Genomic DNA, 16,435 nt, shown 5'->3' with positions numbered 1-16,435 from the left:
ACATAGATGTCCTGTCCGGCGGTGACGCCGTCCTGCGGAACCGGCCGGTGATAGATGCTGTCGACCAACTCGCCGAGCTTCGGATAGTCATAGCGGGGTTCAGTATTCAGGTAACGCGTGCCGATGCGCCGCAGGCCGGCTTTGACGGCATTGAACGTCTGGCCGAAGCTGTATGGGTTTGACGAGAAATTGTTGATGACCGGCGTGCCGTCGTGCCGAACCGGGCTGGGGTGTCCGGTATCCGTCACGGGCGGTGGCTGCGTGCGGACGTTCGGATCGGCTGTCCAGCGGCCGTCGGCGCCGAGATAAAGCACCGGCAAGGAAGGGTCGAGCTCGACAGGAGCCGGCACCGGCTCCGGCGCGGCCGTGATCGCCTTGGGTTCGGGTATGGCGACAACCCTTTGCGCTTCCGGTAGGTTGAAATCGACGAGCATCTCGCCGGTATGGCGGTTGCCGAGAGTGTAGCGCATCAACGGGCGGGTGCCTTCCGCCCCGCGTGTTTCCGTTTCGGACTGGAGCAGGAGCTCGTCCGGGGTGGCCAGCACGGCCGGGTCGGAAGGGCGTGCGCCGTCGAGATAGCCCGTCTGCTGCGGATCCTTGCCGCTGGTGTAGACGTATTCCGCGGGATTGGGCCTCGGCATGCCGGTGAACGTCTTGGTCGCCGGGTCCCAGACGAGCCGGAAGCCGCTCTCGGCCGGGCGCGTCGTTCCGTCGCCGCGGACCGGCGGAACCACGATCGGATCGCCGTCGGCGGGGACGCGCACATTCTGCTCACGCGCTCCCTGGGCGTCTCGGTCGCTGGCATTCTCGGGATCGCCGCGCTCGCCCGGGGCGCTCGGCCCTTCATCGTGGACGTTGACAACCGTCCCCTCGACGACGGGGTGGCTGGGATCGTGGAAGACCAGTTTGTCGGTCGGGCGATAGACGCCGTCGGGGCCTTGCTCATGCACGACCATCGGCCGCGACGGCTGGACGTGGCCTGCATCCTTGCCACCCGTGGGTGGCGGCGGGTTCGGCCCATCGGACTCGCCGGCCGGCAGCGCGCGCTGACCGGGATTTCCGGCCTCCGCCCCGTTGCGCGAACCTTCTGGGGCACCGAAACCAGGCCCCTGCTGGCCGGACGTTTCGCCGACCACGTCGCCATTGATGATGATCTCATCTGGATCCGGCACGACCTGTTCGCCGGTGGGCCTGTACACACCGTCAGGGCCCATCTCGTAGACGGCCCGCGGTTGCGGCCCCGAATCCGGTCCGCCAGGAAAACTGGCCGACGCATGAGTTCCGCTCCGTGTACCGCCCGTTCCAGGCATGTTGTACAACAGCGAGCGGCCGCCCAGGCCTGTGCCGACAGTGCCGACGCCTATGCCCACGACTGCGTTCGCGAGCTCGAGCAGGGACATCTCGCCGCCATGCGCCGCGAGATCTTCCACCGATTTGCCGAGCAACGGAACACCGGTAACCACGGCGCCGGCATCGAGGCGCCACGCAGCGGTGGTCAGCCTGTTGCCGCCTTGCATAAACTCCGAGACCTTACCGGCATAAGAGGCCTCCTTTACGTTCACCTGGAATCTGCCGATGCCCCAGCTGGCATCCTTCATGCGGGTCATCCCGAAGCCGCCCGCGAAAGCCTGGGATCCGGACAGGCTTGTCTTTGCCAAGCCGAATGTTCGCAGGGCACCCGCGCCCACGGGCAGGAATGCGGTTACGCCGGTCGCGACATTCCAGGCCGACTGGCTGTCGAAGTCGCCGCCCTGCAGGAGGTGATCACCCTCTTTGATCAGAGCCTTGCCGCCAAGGATTGAACCGGAGCCGATCGCGATGGGAATCGCCCATTGGCCGCCCGGCACGAACGAGACGATGGTGGAGACACCCGCGACGATGCCAAGGCCGATGTCGGTAGCCTTGTCCCAGAAATCCACCTTGCGCGCGTCGGCCACTTCCAATTCGTCGAGCGAAAAACCATCCTCGCCGAGCGACATGTCGCCGCCCTTGGCCATGACCAGATTGCCCTTTTCGCTGAAGATGCGGTTCTCGTGCTGGAATTCATCGAAGGTGCTGTAATATTTGCCAGAACTGTCGACATAGCCGATTTCGTCGCCGCCGCTCTTGATCGCGAACAAAGCCGTCGTCGATTCCTTCCCGCCGTCGAGGGAGAACACCGGCACGATCTTGACCTCGGCGTCGCTGCCGGCGCGGTCGGTGATTTCTTCGGTGACCTTTCGGACGTCTTCACTCGGCGCGTCGAGCCCGAGGGTCTGACCAACGGCAGTGCTGAGTTGGTCCGGCGTATATGTCTCGTATTCGCCGGTGTAGCCGGCCTCGTAGAGGTTCTCGAACTGGACCTGATATCCAGCCAGCGCCTGGTCCTTGTGTTCTTCAAAATACTCGTACTTGAGTTTCGCCTCGTGCTCGGCGGAACCGTATTCGAGAAGCTTGGGGTGGCTTGCGGAAAAAGCGTACCAGTCGCGCCCAGCCACCATCGCCGGCCGCACGTTTTCTTCCCAGTCCTCCAATTGATTCTTTTCGGTCTCCGCCTGGCCTCGATCGATTTCCGCGGCCGCGACTTCGGGGTGCACCCACAGCTTCTGGCCGTCCATCTCGATCTGGACAAACTTGCCGCTGTCGCCGATTGCGCCCGGCCCCTGCTCTTCGTACGCCGCGGCAACTTCCGGCGCGACCCACAGGTCGCGGCCGTTCACCGTGATCTTCACCGCCGTCTCGCCCGGCTTGAGCGTGCCAGCGGGCGCCTCTACGGTTCCCGGCCCGTAGTCGGTGATCGCCTGGTCGCGTGCCGTCGTTGCGTCGACGAGCGCCGTCTTCGCATCTCTCAGCCCGGCATCAAGCTGATCGACCTGCACGCCGACAATCTTCGACTTGGCCGCGTCCAGCGCCGATTGCGACGTGCCGTTGGGTGTGCATACCGGCGCCGACGATATGTCCTGCGTCGAGGCCAGCATCTCCTGCCACTGCTTGTTCAGTGGATCGTTACGGAAATCTTCCCTGATACCCTCGTCGTTGAGGTCGTATGTCAGGGCAGATTTATGTACGTTCGTGTCATCACCGTTCTCGTCGGTGAAGGTGTCGTTCTCATAGACGGTAACAACATAGAGCTGACCGTTCTCCTCCACTATATCCTGCGATTTTATCTTGCCGGTAAACTCACCACGTCCATTGGTATACCCTTCCCAATCGAAATGGTGCGGGTTCCTTTCCTGCGCCTGCGCAAGCAGTTGCTGCTTGAGAGGCTCCATGGTTACGGCAAGATCCGCCGCCTCTGCCTGTGCAACCCCATACTCCTGATATGCCTCGGCCAGGGTCACCTGATTGGCCGCGGCCCCCTGGAGCGTTTGCAGACCCTCAAGCCGCTCTTCGATGGCCGTGTATTCGGGGCTTCCAGGTTTGGCATCGGTAAGCTTCAGCTCCAGCTCGGTCGAGCTGATCATTAGGTCGATCGTGGCCTTGTTGCCGTTGGCGGTGTGTAGCGAAAGGTTTGTAAAGAGCTCGGCGACCTCCGCGTGCGCGGCCTTTCCTTGCTGGTTGGTTTCCTCGGCGCTGGGACCATCCGGGCTGCGGACAGCCGTCTGATTGGGATCGCTGAGCGTCGGCAGGTCTGCCTGTTTGTCGATCGCTTCGAGAAGTGACGTCTGGCCCTGCTCGTATTCGGCCCGGGCAGTGCTGGCGCTTTCGAGCGCGTTATTGGCGAGGGTCAACCGGTCTTGCGCATCCGCCAGCGTGCCCTTCGGCTCAGGCGGCCTCCAATCCAGTCCATATGGCGCCAACGCCTCGTCGAGCGTCGACTCGGCACCCTCCATGGCGTTCTTGAATTCAGGGTCCAGCGCATAAATATCGAGCTGTGCCGCGATCTGCTGGGACTTTGCTTGTGCCTCGCCGAGGTCCGCAACCGCCACGTTCTCGGCTGCGATCGCCTTGGCTACCTCCGGGTCAAACCATTTCCAGCTCCCGTCGACCAGCAACGGCACCCACTTCCCGCCTGAAGGAGCGGTGGGGGACGGTGGATCCCCGTATGGGCCAACCGACGCAGGACTACCGTCGAGAGTCGCGCCCGTTGCGTCCTGTCCCGGACCATATTGTTCCATTGCAGCGACCACGGCCTGCTGCTTTTCAAGCGCCTCCGTGGTCAGCTCTGGCGTCGCCCCGCCGAATATGCCGTCCAGCGTCGTCTTGACGACCAGATCCTCCTTCGCCTGCTCCGGATCACTGCCGTTCGGATTGATGGAAAGCAGCAGTTCGGCCAGCGCCTGTTGTGCGGTGCCGGCCGCGATATCCGTGACGGCGCCGGTCGTATCGTTGGTCAGCGTGATCTTGCCGTCTGGCGACGTGGTCAGCGTGTAGCCATTAAACGTCACATTGACGGTGGTCTTGGTGGCATCCTCGATCACCACCGTCTCTCCCGGATAAATAAGGTCGGGGTCGCGCGGAGAGGTGAACAGCTCCGGATTGCTTTCGGCGAGCTCTTCCAGGGTCACACCATGGGCTTCGGCGATATCGCTCAGATTGTCGCCCGGCTGGACCTCGTAATCGATCGGCTCGCCATCATTCAGCGTCTCGACAATGGTCTCGGTGCGCCGGCCGTCCTTGTCGAAGACGATCGTCGTCTCAGTATTGTTCTTGGGATCGACGATGGTGGTGGTCTGCTCGCCGGTCTCGGTGTTGCGCTCGGTGTGGCTGGTCCTGCCGTTGCCGTCGATCGAGTGGGTCGTCTCGGTATTTCCCTCCACCGTCGTCACCGAGGTCGAACCGTGCTGGTAGTCGTTGTTGTAGGTGACCGTGTTGCCGGTCTCCGGATCGGTGACGACGATCTGCAGGGTTTCGCCTGGGTCGCCGCCCTGCGTGACCTCGAGGCCTGCCGCGTTCAACTCAGCGATCACCTGTTCGGGCGTGAGATTGCTCGCCTCGGCGATTTCTTCGAAGCTCTTGCCTTCGGCAAGCTGTTCCTGGATCGACGCTGCGCCCGAGCCGTCGGCGGTCTGCGTCTGCGCCAGGATGGTTTCCTCGCCGCCCGGACCTGTGACCGTGGTTACCGGCAACGCAGGGCCGCCGGCGGGCGTCACCGTCTCCACGGTCGACCCATTCGGCAGGTTCTTGGTGACGGTGACGGCACCGTCACCGTTCGTTTCGGTGGTTGTGGTTATACGGGTTTGGGGATTCGTCGTGCGTTCGGTGACTGAGCCGTCGCCGAGATCGTCGACGAACTTGGTCGTGATCGCGCCTGTCGCCGCGTCGACACTGGTGGTTTCCTTGCGGCCGAGATCGTCACGGATCGGCGAGGAGGTCGTCTGTCCGTCGCGACCCGTCACTTCGGTGTAGTAGCCGCCGTGGTGATAATCCTGGTTTTCGGTGATCGTGCGGCCGTTGCCGTCTTTGATCATCACCGTACGGGTGTCGCCGTTGGCATGTTCGGTCGCTGTCGCCGTCATCTTGCCGACATTCAGAGCCGCCACCACCTGCTCGGGAGACATGTTCCGCTCGTGGGCGATGTTGTCGATACTTTTGCCGCCCTCGATCGCATTGAGAATGTCATTCGCCGTGGCGACTTCCGGTGAAACACCGCCGGCGTCGGGCTCACCACTGGCCAGCAGGAGGTTTGGCGTACCGCCGAAATTTTGCGTCGTGAAGAGCGCAGGCGCGGCGGTGGTGCCGCCGTTGCCGTTTGCCGCGGTGACTGCGGCAGGCAGCTCCGGTCCTGGCTGCGCCGCCGGGGGCGTCGGCTGTGCCGTCGTCAGTTCCGCATTGACCTGCGTCAGCCGCTGGCGAGCGTTCGCGGCCGCGTCGGCCTCGCCCATCTTGTTGGCGAGCCGGATTTCATTGTGCAATTTCGTGGCTTCGGCCTGCAGCCGCGTAATCTGCTCAGCATTGGCCTTTGGATCGACCCTGGGCGGCGGCGGGGGCTTGAGGGTGGTAATCGGGCGGATCATCAAACAACCTCCGGAGCAGGTCCAGTCGTGGTTCAGGCAATCTGTCTGTCGTCAACGCCCCCGCGTCCGACAGTCGAAGCCCCGGCCGCTTACCGGGGCGGCTTCCAATAAATGCCGAAAGCAGCGAGTTGCTCTTCCGACCGTTTTACTCGTTCTGCAGCATTCACTTCAGACTGCACAGCCGTCAGTGCCGCCAGAATTTCGACGGCAGCGAACGCCGGCGCCATGCTGCGAAAGAACGACTGCGAATTTGACGTAACGATGATTGTTTCCCGCGCGATCCGGGCCAGCGGCGACACGCTGCTATCGGTGATTGCCACCACGCTGATACCCTGCCGAGCCGACTGGCGCGCCACGTCGATCGTCGTGCGTTCATAAGGAGACATGCCCACAGCAAGGAGGACGTCGTCCCGTCCCGCACCCTGCAAGGCATCCAGACCATGTCCGCCCATCTCGCCGACAAGCGTCACCTTGCGGTCACCGCCAGCTAGAAACGACATGATGTGAACGAAGTGGTTCGCGACCGGATAACCGGAGCGCGAGCCGAGACCGAACAGATTGCGCGATCGTGCAAGCAGCTCGGCGGCGGCGATGAATTGTGATGCATTGCCGTATTCACCCAGACTTGCAATCTGGGCCGCGAGCGTGTCCGCAATGACCCCTGCGGTCGAATATCCCGGATCGCCATCCTGTTCGGCACCCCGTCGCCCCGGCTCACCGGCGCCTGTCTCACGCAGCGCGCGCGCATAAAGGCTGCGCATATCCTCGTAGCCTTCAAGGCCAAGCCATCGCGCCAACCGCATCATCGTGCTGTGCGAAACGCCGGCCTGATGGGCCTGCTCGCGCATCGACATCAATGCGACGTCCTTAGGATGATCCAGCACGAAACGCGCGGCGACCCGCAACTGCGGCGGCATATTCTCGAAGCGTTCGACCAACAGCTCCGCCAAAGGACCTTGTTCCATTCTAAAATACCCCATTCACCCCGATGGCAGGTTACTCCCCGAATGGCGGCAATGCAACAGTTGGAACTGAAGTGGTTCATATATTCCAAGTGGACTTTCATTTTCGATCACCCTGCCTTAAGCTGCTTTTGCAACCTGCCGGATCGCTTCGAAGTGATTCCGGAGTTTGTAACTTGAACGGCCCCTCAAGGAGACAATGATGGCTGCTACCCCTCCCATTACGTCCGGCTCTGCCGGGTCGCCGGAACAGAACCTGGACAAGATGATCAAGCATCAGGAGCGCATGTTTAGCCTCGAGATCACAAAAGAGATCGCGAAATCCCAACATGACATGCTGATGAGCACCGCAAGGACGCTCGGCCAGTCGGCTGAAAAGGCCTAAGGCGGGAATCTCGAACCCATGCGCCGCCGCAAGCACCGGCGGCGCACGTGCACGGCAAGAATGCTTCGATGCCGTTGTCAGGCTGCGTCTGAATTGTCATCGGCGGGAGATGAAGTGGCATGACCGCTAATTCTATCGGCAAATATTGGGATGCGGAGCCCGGGCGCCGGCTCCCATCGATTATCACCCAACCCCCAAGATCCGGACGTTCCATTGCGCTGAGCGTAACTCACGGTTTTCACGCGGGCGCCCAACTCAGTCTGGTCGAGCCTCTGTATACTGTTGGCTCCAGCACGGAGTCCGACATTGTCCTCAGGGATGCCGGCATCGCGCCGGTCCACGCAAGGTTGCGGCGCAAGGGCAGCCAAATTGAAATCGAAGCCGTCGGCGGCGACATCACACTCGCCACGGGCGAGATCATCCATGAAGGGCAAGGCAGCCGCTGCAAGCTGCCGCTCACGATAAGTATCGGCGATGCCCATATCCGGCTGGTCAACCCAGAACGCCTGCCGAATCGCTGGTCCGTTTCTGATCGCCCCTTCCTGATTGCAGGCAGCGTGCTCTTTGCCGTGTTCGCTGTTTCCGTCGCTGCGAATGGGTTCTCTTTCGCCAAGCCCGACATTGGCAAAAAGATATCCGCTCAAGACCGTGACCCGATCAGAGTGGCCTTTGCTGGCGAGGCCGGGCAAAGTGTCCTGAACGATTCATCGCCAACGCAAATACCCAGTGCTGCCGAAGCGGAAAGCCAACTCAGGCTGCGCCTCGATCAATCTGGCATCAGCACTTTGGCTGTTCAGCGATCACCTGGACGGCTCGTGGTCTCGGGTATGATCCCCAATGACAAGGATGGTGCCTGGACCGAAACACAATCCTGGTTCGACCAGACGTTCGGCGCGCACATTCCCCTCGTCTCCAATGTTATGATCGGCAACGTCGAGCAGGCTCCGCACCTGAGGCTGCAGGCGATCTGGTATGGCGAGCGGCCCTACGTCATCGCCGCCGACGGCGTACGCTTTCATGAAGGTGCATTCACGAATGACGGCTGGACCATCAAGCACATTGGCGAGACGGAACTTCTCCTGACCAAGGGCGGCGCCACGGTCGCGCTGAAATATCCGTGAACCGCCGGCTTGAAGGGCCGCGATTCGATACGGCAAGGATCGATACCGGCCGCGAAGTGCGGCAGGCGGAGGGTGTGCGCGGTCAGGCAATCAACCGGCGGCGGATGAACGGCGTCGACAAAGCCGCCAGCCGTGCTCAGGGGACGACATCGGCCGCTGGTACGGAAAAGCCGCAAAACGCGGAATTCCAGCCGTCTCGAGGCACGAATAGCGAATCGCTTGATGAGGCACTCATCAACTTCGTCATGCCGGGTATTCCCGAGCCAGCCATCCTGCGTCGCTCAGTACCTATTCTCCGGCATTTGGTAACCCATCTGGTTCCCGGCCTTGAGGGTGGCGAGCAACTCAAGACACTTGCCAGAACGCTGATGGAGGATGAAATCGAGCGTCATCGCGATCTGCTTGGCCGGATACAGGAAGGAATCGAAACCTGACCGATCCGCGTGACACAGTGCATCTGCTGCATGTCTTGGGCTATCTTTACGGGTGTCACGGGCAGGCAAAGCGGGGCGCGGCATACCTGCTTATCGCTGCACAGCTGTCGCCGGGAAATGCCGGCGTCCTGCGGACATTGGCGCATCTGCTCATACTTGACGGCGAAGCGGACAAAGCGCTTGCCACGATTGCCAGGCTGGAGACGTTGGAGGGAATGGACCACCCTACGCTAACGTTGCTGAAGAGCCGCGCGTTGCTTGTGGCCGGCCGCAAGGCCGAGGCGCACAATGCCTTGCAAAGCTTCCTATCGCATCGAGCCGCCGAATGACGGTGTCGGAGCGACTTCTGCACTTCCTTGCCAAGCTGTCACGCCGCAGCGATCTGGTCATTGCCGTCCTGATGCTCGTCGCGGTGGTGATGATGCTCATTCCATTGCCGACCTTCCTCGTCGACATTCTCATCACCGCCAATATCGCCGTCAGCGTGCTTATCCTGCTGGCTTCGTTTTACGTTTCTCATCCGCTCCAGTTCTCGTCGCTGCCATCGGTCATCCTCATCGCTACCTTATTCCGGCTGGCGATCACGATCACGACCACGCGACTGATCCTGCTTCAGGCCGACGCAGGCGAGATCGTTTCCGCCTTCGGTACTTTCGTCGTCGGCGGCAGTATTGCGGTGGGCCTCGTCATCTTCCTGATCATAACCGTTGCGCAGTTCATCGTGGTTGCGCGGGGTGCGGAACGCGTTGCCGAGGTTGCCGCGCGCTTTACACTCGATGCGCTGCCAGGCAAGCAGATGAGCATCGATGCGGAGTTGCGCAATGGAGACATCGATCAGGCGGAGGCACGCCGGCTGCGCCAGCAGCTTGAGCGTGAGAGCCAGCTGTTCGGCGCGATGGACGGTGCCATGAAATTCGTCAAAGGCGACGTCATCGCCGGCATTGTCATCATTCTGGTCAACCTGATCGGTGGTTTCGCCATCGGAACGCTGCAGCACGATATGTCGCTAGGGGACGCCGCCGTGACCTACTCACTGCTCACGGTGGGTGACGGGCTGGTCGCGCAGATACCGGCACTGCTGGTCGCTGTGGCCGCCGGTACGATGGTGACGCGCGTCGGCAGCTCGGACGGCACGAGCGACCTTGGCCGGCAAATAACCAGGCAGCTACTAAGGGACTCCCGTGCGCTCGCACTCGCCGGAGTGATCATGGTCGGCCTTGCCGTAGTGCCGGGCTTTCCGTCCATTGTGTTCCTGATCCTTGGCGCCTGCTTCGGCGCGGGCGCCTATGCAATCAATCGCCGCACCGCCCGGGAATCCGAGCTCAAAGAGATTGGCCAGATCGCCATGGCCGAACAACCGGGAAAACCGGCGTCGCTTTCATCAACGCCCGTCGGAACACTGCCTTCTTCATCCCGTATCGTCGTACGCTTCGGAACCGAACTCGGACGGTCGGTCCCGGAACCCGAATTCGCCACGCTCGCTGATGGCGTGCGCCGCGAGCTTTTCGGCGATCTCGGTGTCGACGTTCCGGCTATCGGCCTGCAGGTCGACGAGAAGCTTTCAGCGAGAAGCATGCGCGTCGATCTGGAGGGCGCACCCATCCTGGATACCGAAGTCCCCGCCGACCGCGTTCTTGTCGAAGCGGACCCAATGAATCTCGATCTGCTCGATGTGACTTACGAAAAAGGTCCTCCGATTGCCGGTCACCGCAAATTCGTGTGGGTCGATGACCGCCACATTTCTGCATTGAAGGAAGCCGGCTTTGTCTTCTCCACACCGGCGCAAACAGCGGCGAAGTGGACCGGAAATGCACTTCGGCTCTATGCCGGCCATTTCGTCGGGATCCAGGAGACGCGCAGGCTCCTGTCGGACATGGAGCCGGACTATGCGGATCTGGTCAGACAGGCGCAGGAGATCGTGCCGCTTCAGAAAATCGCGGAGGTGCTTCGGCGACTTGTCGGCGAAAACGTGCCGATCAGCAACCTGCGCCTGATCCTCGAAGCGCTGATCGAATGGGGACAACGCGAACAGGACGTCGTTCTGCTTACGGAATATATCCGCACATCCTTGAAACGCCAGATCAGCTTCCGCTTCGCTGGTCGTAACAACATCATCGCAGCCTATGTTCTGCAGCGCTCGGCCGAGGATATCCTGCGAAACGCGGTGCAAAGCACATCGACCGGCACGTTCCTGAACCTTTCGGATGACGATGCACAGGCTTTGATCGCCGAAATCGAACGAGCCTTGTCGCAGAACGCCACCGATGTCTCACCGGTCGTCCTCGCGGCGATGGATGTACGCCGTCATATGCGAAGCCTGCTCACGCACAATGCCATCGAACTTCCGGTTCTGTCCTTTCAGGAACTCGCACAAGAATTCAACGTCCAGCCACTGGCGACGATAACCGGCCGCTCGGGCATAGCACGCAATGTCTCTCAGTCGCTGCCAGCGGCTGAGGCCAAAGCCGGACAAGAGGCAGCCTCATGACGCCAGCCGGGCGGATTGGGACAGTTGGGGACTCTACATGCTCAAGAGGGGAACGGCATGACAATCCACGATACCGCAGCAGGCGTTCGATCCGCCGCTTTCGCCGGGCGGACGGCTATGCGCTGGCTCGCTATCGCGACGGTTGGCGTCTTGCTGGCGTTGTTGTTCACACTTGCCGACACGATGGCACAAAACATATCGCCATTGCCGAGCAAGCCAACGGTCGACCTGCCGGTCGGGCAAGGACGCCTGCTGCGGTTCAATGAACCCGTCGAATCCGTCCTGATCGCGGACACCACGATCGCGGATCTTCAGGTCGTGTCGCCGGGGATGGTCTATGTCTTCGGCCTAAAGCCCGGCCTGACCAACCTCATTGCAATCACAGCCGATGAGCGGGTCGAGGCAACAGCCCAGTTCCGCGTCACCCCCGATGTCACGCCTGCCAACGAAGCGAAACACGCAATGCAGCCGAACTCGGCGACAAATCTCTCGATTTTCGGAACCCGTATTGTTTCGACCGGCGAAGCACGAGGCGTCGAGGAGGCAACGGATGTCGACAACATCGCCCGCACGTTCTCGCCGCCGGAACAGCCGCCGCTGAACAACATGACCGTGCAGGGGTCGCAGCAGGTCAACATCCGGGTCCGCTTCGCCGAAGTCTCACGCACTGAGTTGCAATCATATGGCGTCGATTGGTCTGTCGGATACAGGAGCGGCGGCTTCGAATTCAACATGTTCCAGGACAATGGTGTGCCCTCCGGCACCGGGAATTTCGGTTTGAACATGGACCAGACGCATGGCATCAACTTCGATATTCTCATCGAAGCGCTGCAACGCAACGGCATCGTCAAGATACTGGCCGAACCGAACCTGACGGCGATGACCGGTCAGACCGCAAGCTTTCTTGCCGGCGGCGAAATTCCGGTTCCGATTCCGCAAGGAACTGACGTCGTGACCGTTCAATACAAGCCCTTCGGCGTTTCCCTCGGGTTCACCCCTACGCTGATCGGCCGCAATCGTATTGCGCTCCATGTCCAGCCGGAAGTCAGTTCCTTGTCGGAAGCAGGCTCAGTAAGCGCCAATGGCTTCGCCATGCCGAGTTTCGTCGTGCGCAGGGCCGACACCACGGTCGAAGTGGCGAGCGGCCAGACCTTTGCGATCGCCGGTCTTTTCCAGCAGCGGACCTCGCGTAATCTGGAAAAGTTTCCGGTTCTCGGTGATGTGCCGGTCCTTGGCCCGCTTTTTCAGTCACAGCGTTTCCAGCGCGAAGAGACGGAACTGGTGATCCTGATCACGCCTTATCTGGTCGAGCCGGTGCGCGACAGCCTTGCAACGCCGCTCGATCGTCCGGCAGCCAAACGCCACAGCCGGAAGCGCGCCAATGACGCGGCGGCGATAGGCCTGATCATCAAGTAGCGGGGAATCGAACATGACATTTCGCATCGCTTTGTGCTCTGTTCCCGTGCTGCTTCTGGCCGGCTGCGTGAACAGCCCGCAACAGCCGCAGGAATATTCTCCCGGCTACAGCTATGTTTCGACCGACACCGGCGGCTCCGAGAAGGGCGTCGGCGGTTCCGTCCTTGCTCCCAATGCATGTCTGAACGAACCGGCCGATGACGACCGTTCTGCCGCTGCGACCGATCTGACGATCGTCTCCGGCGTCGGCTCGCACCTGCCGTCCGGCTGCGCCAACGCCTACAATCTTCAACGCATGGCCGAAAGCCAGCGTGACCTCGTCGAGGGTCGGCGCATGGGGGCGGCGGCGGCCGCGCCGACTGCAAATGCCGCCCGGCGCTACCTCAATGGCGAAGAGGCTCCCATGGGTGGAGCCAATAGCGGGCCGCTGACGCCGCAAACAACGCTCCCGGTCGAGTGAACCGATGCGGCCTTGCCCGCGTAGCACTACTTTGTCCGGTTGTTCGCGCGTCGAACTCGACCCAAATCCTTCGCGCTTTCCGGTCCTATGCGCTAGCCGAGGATAGAGCCAAGCGCTTTCGCCCTGGCCTGTGTGCTACCCTTCGACCGGATTGTTCTGGCACGAGCAAGCAAGGTATCCACCTCCTTGGTCGCCAGGCCAATCGGCGGCGAGGCCTTGACCTGATCGGCCTGGCCAAGAATTCCGTAGACCACCACGACGTTGCGCTTGTGATGCAACTGCGCATTGGTTGCGGCGGAGATCTTCTGGACCAGCGGGAGTGCTGTGGTGGAATTGCCTTCGAGCGCTGCGGCCAGCGCCATGTTGCTCTCGACGTCGAGATCCCCCGGCGCGAGTTTCAACGCCTGAGCAAAAGCAGTCTGCGCCTCCGCCGTCTGACCCGCGAATGTCTGCGCCACGCCCAACCGATTGTAGGCGCTGCTAGTATTGACCAGCGGCGCTGCCTGCGCGAGCGCGCGCATGCCGGCATCGAGATCGCCCGTTTCTATCATCGCCGAGCCAAGCCCGAGCATAGCCCCCCCGTCATTGGGAGCTTTTGCGAGCGCGGCCTGATAGGCTCTGGCGGCCTCGGCGGGATAGCCCGCTCGCATATAGGCCTCGCCTGCCTTGACGAAGGCGCTCGGCTTGGCGTCCGGCATCGCTGCCGCGCGCTGATAGAGCGCGATTGCGGTGTCGCTGTCTCCCTGCGCATCTATATCGTCCGCAAGCTTGATCAGACGCTCCGATTGCGACGACGGGCCTTGCGCCTTTGCCTGCTCGGCGTCGGTTTTGGTCGTCTGACAACCGGCCATCGCCAGCATGGCGACGACGGGCAAGAACACGACATGCAGCCGCATATCCACCTCTCCGTATTCAAGCCCGCCGCACCTTACACACGGCCTTGGCCGACTGGAACCACAACAGTGCGATAAGATTGCAACATGGCCGAAGAAGCTGAGGAAAAAACACTACCGTCGTCCGAAAAGAAACTTCGTGACGCCCGCCGGAAAGGCCAGGTTTCGCAGAGCCGCGACCTAGTCTCCGGCTTCACGCTTTTCGCAGCGCTTGGCTATCTTTATTTTGCCTGGCCGATGCTCATCGAGCACTTTTCGGAACTCGTGCAGACCGTGACGGCCCCCGGCGATTCGTTCGGGGAAGTCAGCCTGCGGGCCATCCGCCATTCGTTGTCATTGCTGACGCTTGCCACATTACCACTCGTCGGAATCGTTGTCGTTCTCGCGGTGGCCTTCGGCATGCTGGGAACGTTCGGGCCGGTCTTCTCGTTTGAGCCGCTCAAGCCGCAATTCGATCACATAAACCCGGCGAAGGGCCTTCAGAAAATCCTGTCGCTACGCAACGTCATCGAGTTCACCAAAGGCCTGGCCAAGGTGGTGTTGCTGGCCAGCCTCTTCACATTCCTTTTGGTCGCGTGGCTGCAGCCGCTCTTCGATGCTCCGGGATGCGCTCCGTCATGCCTAGAGCCAATTGCCAAAGCGGTGCTGACACCACTTGGAATTGCCGCCGCCCTGGCCTTTGTCGTTATCGGCGTGATCGATGTCCCGATTCAGCGCTGGCTGTTCCTGCGCGACATGCGCATGACGACAACCGAATACAAGCGCGAACACAAGGATCTCGAAGGAGACCCCTTGATCCGGCATGAACAGCAGCGACAGCGGCGTGAGGCCGTGATGCAACCTGCGAGGCTGGGCGTAAAAAACGCGGTCATCGTCTTCGCGTCTGGCGACCGCGCAGTGGCGTTGCGTTACGTCAAGGGTGAAACGCCGGTGCCGACGGTCGTCGGCAAGGGCCAGGGCCGAGCGGCCGACGAGATGATGGCTCAAGCACGCAAGGCAGGTATTCCCGTGGTCGAGGATGCGGCCGTCGCCAGCCCACTCTTCGAAAATGCAAACACCGGAGCTTACATCGGTCAGGAGATGTTCTCACCGGTCGTGCGCCATCTCGTCCGGCTCGGGCTCACTTGAGCATGGTCGAATCGACCTTGCCGCGCAATACCTGAGCAGCGCGGCAAGGTCAGCAGCGACCTATTTAGCTGAACCCAATAGGACGTCGAGATCGACCGCGTCTGCCATCGCCTTGTATCCCGCGTCGTTGGGATGAAGGTTATCGCCGCAGTCGTAGTCGTCGCGCAGATATCCCGGTTTGGCCGGGTCTTCCATCACCTTGTCGAAATCGATCACGCCATCGAAGCCACCACCGGCGCGTATCCATTCGTTCACAGCGACGCGTATCTTTTCCTTCTCGGGTGTGTAGTAACCCTCGGTGGGAAGTCCTTTGAAGGTGTCGGCGAAGGGGGTCAACGTCGCGCCTACAATGCGTATGCCATGGGCATGCGCGCGGTCGATGAGCTGTTTGTATCCGGTGATGATGTCTTCGGCGGTCGGTTCCTTGTCGTCCGGCGTGATTGCATTTTCGCCGGGCCAGCCGATATCGTTGATGCCCATCATTACGACGACGCTCGAGACTTTGGGGTGGCTCAGTATATCAGAATCGAAACGCGCCAGAGCATTGACGCCCATACCGTCGGTCAACACGCGATTGCCCGAAAAAGCTTCGTTAACCACCGCGATCTTGCGGCCGGTCTCCTGCAATCGCTTGGCGACAAGGTCTGGCCAGCGATTGTTGGCGTCGGGGGTCGAGCAATTCCCATCCGTGATGGAATCCCCGAAAAACACGATCGCCTGGGATTCCGGCGCGGCGTCAACCCATATATCGCTCAGAAAAAGGCGTGATTTGAGTGTGCTTTCAGCCTTGAACGTCGCGTCGTTTGTGAAATTTCCCGGGCCGGAGATGTAGGCGGTTTGCACACCATCCCAATGCACCGACGACAGCGCCGTCTTCTTCGGCAGGAAGATGCTGACGGATATTTCGGAAAGCGCTTCTGCCGGGAGGGCGACGGGGTCGCTGAGGATCGGGGCTCCCGGCGGAACGACCACAGAACTCTTGCCTTCCCAGGTCAGGGGCTTCAGGGTCGCCTGATCGACGTCGCCGTCCTTGCCTGCTATTCCGACGCTGCCGGCACCGATGGTCAGTGGCTTAGCGCCGAAAGCATTCGATAGGACGATCCGGACGGTATTGCCGCCGACGCTGATGCGGGCAACTTGGCGGACGGTCTGATTCTCCAATACCTCCGGCACTCCAAAAGGCGCAGGAAGATCATCCGACCAGCGCGGAGC

At 61.4% G+C, this 16,435-nt stretch carries 12 protein-coding genes; 8 read left to right on the top strand and 4 right to left on the bottom strand.

Translation table 11 applies throughout. The features are described from left to right. On the bottom strand, positions 1–5,936 hold a 5,936-nt coding region (locus EOA85_RS09490), incomplete at its 3' end, for a LysM domain-containing protein (RefSeq protein WP_127209219.1). Positions 5,937–6,025: 89 nt separating this feature from the next. Further along, positions 6,026–6,874, bottom strand: coding sequence for a MurR/RpiR family transcriptional regulator (locus tag EOA85_RS09485; RefSeq protein WP_245485661.1), 849 nt, complete (start codon positions 6,872–6,874; stop codon positions 6,026–6,028). A gap of 223 nt (positions 6,875–7,097) precedes the next feature. On the opposite strand from EOA85_RS09485, the gene EOA85_RS09480 reads away from it, so the two are divergent. From EOA85_RS09480 to EOA85_RS09450, 7 genes are all read left to right on the top strand, one after another. Continuing rightward, positions 7,098–7,283, top strand: coding sequence for a hypothetical protein (locus EOA85_RS09480; protein ID WP_065006916.1), 186 nt, complete (start codon positions 7,098–7,100; stop codon positions 7,281–7,283). A gap of 119 nt (positions 7,284–7,402) precedes the next feature. Continuing rightward, on the top strand, positions 7,403–8,404 hold the full coding sequence (locus EOA85_RS09475) for an FHA domain-containing protein (protein WP_127209217.1): 1,002 nt from the start codon (positions 7,403–7,405) through the stop codon (positions 8,402–8,404). Next, on the top strand, positions 8,401–8,838 hold the full coding sequence (locus tag EOA85_RS09470; protein WP_245485660.1) for a hypothetical protein: 438 nt from the start codon (positions 8,401–8,403) through the stop codon (positions 8,836–8,838). The genes EOA85_RS09475 and EOA85_RS09470 overlap by 4 nt, the downstream gene beginning before the upstream one ends. 17 nt (positions 8,839–8,855) lie before the next feature. Continuing rightward, a complete protein-coding gene (locus EOA85_RS09465) occupies positions 8,856–9,167 on the top strand; it encodes a hypothetical protein (RefSeq protein ID WP_245485659.1) in 312 nt (103 codons plus the stop codon). Beyond that, the gene (sctV, locus tag EOA85_RS09460) at positions 9,164–11,326 is read left to right on the top strand and encodes a type III secretion system export apparatus subunit SctV (RefSeq protein WP_127209216.1); all 2,163 of its coding nucleotides are present in this window, start codon (positions 9,164–9,166) and stop codon (positions 11,324–11,326) included. Before EOA85_RS09465 ends, sctV begins: the two co-directional genes overlap by 4 nt. A 57-nt stretch (positions 11,327–11,383) precedes the next feature. Next, positions 11,384–12,742 (top strand): type II and III secretion system protein family protein, encoded by a 1,359-nt coding sequence (locus EOA85_RS09455; protein WP_127209215.1) that lies wholly within the window; start codon positions 11,384–11,386, stop codon positions 12,740–12,742. A gap of 13 nt (positions 12,743–12,755) precedes the next feature. Then, a complete protein-coding gene (locus EOA85_RS09450; RefSeq protein ID WP_127209214.1) occupies positions 12,756–13,202 on the top strand; it encodes a hypothetical protein in 447 nt (148 codons plus the stop codon). Positions 13,203–13,294: 92 nt separating this feature from the next. Here EOA85_RS09450 and EOA85_RS09445 read toward each other — a convergent pair whose 3' ends face one another. After that, positions 13,295–14,098 (bottom strand): tetratricopeptide repeat protein, encoded by an 804-nt coding sequence (locus EOA85_RS09445; RefSeq protein WP_127209213.1) that lies wholly within the window; start codon positions 14,096–14,098, stop codon positions 13,295–13,297. 84 nt (positions 14,099–14,182) lie between these two features. On the opposite strand from EOA85_RS09445, the gene EOA85_RS09440 reads away from it, so the two are divergent. Then, positions 14,183–15,223 carry an EscU/YscU/HrcU family type III secretion system export apparatus switch protein gene (locus EOA85_RS09440; protein WP_127209212.1) on the top strand — a complete coding sequence of 347 codons (1,041 nt, stop codon included), beginning with the start codon at positions 14,183–14,185 and terminating at the stop codon, positions 15,221–15,223. Positions 15,224–15,283: 60 nt separating this feature from the next. On the opposite strand, the gene EOA85_RS09435 is transcribed toward EOA85_RS09440, so the two are convergent. Beyond that, on the bottom strand, positions 15,284–16,435 hold a 1,152-nt coding region (locus EOA85_RS09435), incomplete at its 5' end, for an SGNH/GDSL hydrolase family protein (protein WP_164759570.1).

This window comes from Mesorhizobium sp. M5C.F.Ca.IN.020.29.1.1 (assembly GCF_003997375.1).
GTDB classification, from domain to species: domain Bacteria; phylum Pseudomonadota; class Alphaproteobacteria; order Rhizobiales; family Rhizobiaceae; genus Mesorhizobium; species Mesorhizobium wenxiniae.
Note: the sequence above shows the minus strand (reverse complement) of the source record. Positions and strands in the feature narration are given on the sequence as shown.